At 72.2% G+C, this 1754-nt stretch carries 2 protein-coding genes; one reads left to right on the plus strand and one right to left on the minus strand.

All coding sequences use genetic code 11. The features are described from left to right. A partial coding sequence (locus tag AB0O00_RS37915; protein WP_363659242.1) for a hypothetical protein occupies positions 1-1038 on the plus strand: 1038 nt, incomplete at its 5' end. A gap of 82 nt (positions 1039-1120) precedes the next feature. Here the strand turns inward: AB0O00_RS37915 and AB0O00_RS37920 are convergent. Then, a complete protein-coding gene (locus tag AB0O00_RS37920; RefSeq protein ID WP_363659243.1) occupies positions 1121-1645 on the minus strand; it encodes an ATP-binding protein in 525 nt (174 codons plus the stop codon). Positions 1646-1754 lie beyond the last annotated feature (109 nt).

The following is a 1754-nucleotide window of genomic DNA, read 5'->3' on the forward strand; positions in this document are numbered from 1 at the left end:
GCCGCAGGTGCGGCGCTGCTCATCGCGGCCATCGTGTCGAGTAGCGGCACGGCCTTCGCGGGTGGGATGCACTTCCACTTCCCGCACCTGAGCCACCAGATGCACGGGCACCACGGCGAGGACAACTGTCCGCCGGGTGAGCACGACGAGTGGGGCGGTGAGGAGGGCCCGGACGGGGGTGAGCAGGGGCCCGATGGCGAGGAGCCGTCGAGCGACAGCGTCCACAAGGCGGTGCACCAGCTCGCCGGGTCGGTGTTCCAGAAGGCCACCCCGGGTCGGTCGTTGTTCGATGATGACGACGACGAGCACGGCGAGCACGCCCACGGCGGTCACCACGGCCACCACGGCCACGTGATCGAGTGCGTCGGTCCGACCGGCCCCACGGGCCCCGAGGGCGAACCCGGCCCGACCGGCCCGACGGGCCCCGCCGGTGAGGGCGTCACGGGCCCGACCGGTCCGACGGGTCCTGCGGGTTCGAGCACCGGTGTCACGGGCCCGACGGGTCCTGCGGGTGCCAACGGCAACACCGGGCCGGCAGGCAACACGGGTCCTGCGGGCAACACGGGTGCGACCGGCAACACGGGTCCCGCCGGTCCGTGCGAGTCCATCGACTCGGCGACGACGGGGTCAGGAATGATCATCTACACCGGGGTGGTCAAGAACGGCACCGTCCAGGTCGGCAGCCAGCCGCTCAACGGCCCGAACGCCGACGTGACCACCTGGTCGACCCCGCCGGCACTCCCCACGGGCCACGGCCCCGCCTGTGGTGTGGCCATCGCGGACCACGGCAACACCCTCCAGGTGGAGGCCATCACCACCGACGGCACGGTGTACCGGACCTTCTGCAGCTTCGCGACCGGTAGCACGCCCGTCGACTGCGTGACCGGCAACCCGGGCTGGACGCTTATCAGCGCCCAGCCCGCCAGACTGGACTCCGGCGCCCCGCCGTTCGGCACCGAGAAGCAGCACCGCTCCCGCCCTGCCCAGCGGCAGTCGATCAAGGTGGTCTGGGAGCCGTACGTCCGCCGTACGTCCTGACCTCCGCGATCCCCACGACCGCACCGACACGCCCGCTCCCGGCCGCCGCGCCGGGGGCGGGCGTCGCCGTTCCGGCGCGCGCCTACGCCTGGACGACGACGAACTCGCCTTCGTCGATGGGCTCTTCGAAGGCGGTGAAGTAGCGTTCGAGGAGCTCGTCGGCGACGGTCACGCTGTTGGCGTCGTTGCGCAGGCTGCGGTCGGCGAGGCGGCGGCGGAGGGTTTCGACGTCGGCCCGGAGGCGGATGAGCTCCCACCGGCAGCCGTGGCTCTCGATCGCGGCCTTGTAGCGGTCGCGGGTGGCGCGGTTCCAGAAGCTGTAGTCGATGACGACGGGCTTCTTCGCCGCCATGAGGTGGCCCAGCCGCTCCCAGAGCTCCTGCTCGACGGCGGACTTGAGCCGGTCGTACGCCGCCGGTTCGAGTTCGGCGGCGTCGCGTTCGCCGATGCGGGTCCACACCACCTCGTCGATCGACAGGCGGGTGAAGCCCCGGCGTTCGAGGGCCCGGGCGTAGGTGGTCTTGCCGGAGCCGGGCAGGCCGCACATCATCACGACCAGGCCGCGTTCCGTTCCGTCCAGGTGCGGCAGGAGGTCGGCGTCATCCATGCCGGCCGCCGACCGGTCGGCGGGTGGCCCAGACCACGACGAAGGCGCCCTCGTCGACGAGGTCGACGTCGAAGCCGGCCCCGGTGATGGCGTCGGCGAACGCCTGGGC

The sequence above is a fragment of the Kitasatospora sp. NPDC093558 genome (assembly GCF_040683475.1).
Lineage (GTDB): Bacteria > Actinomycetota > Actinomycetes > Streptomycetales > Streptomycetaceae > Kitasatospora.

Excerpts from the sequence above, each read along its gene's own strand:
- AB0O00_RS37920 (WP_363659243.1), bottom strand. The coding sequence starts at position 1,645 with ATGGATGACGCCGACCTCCTGCCGCACCTGGACGGAACGGAACGCGGC.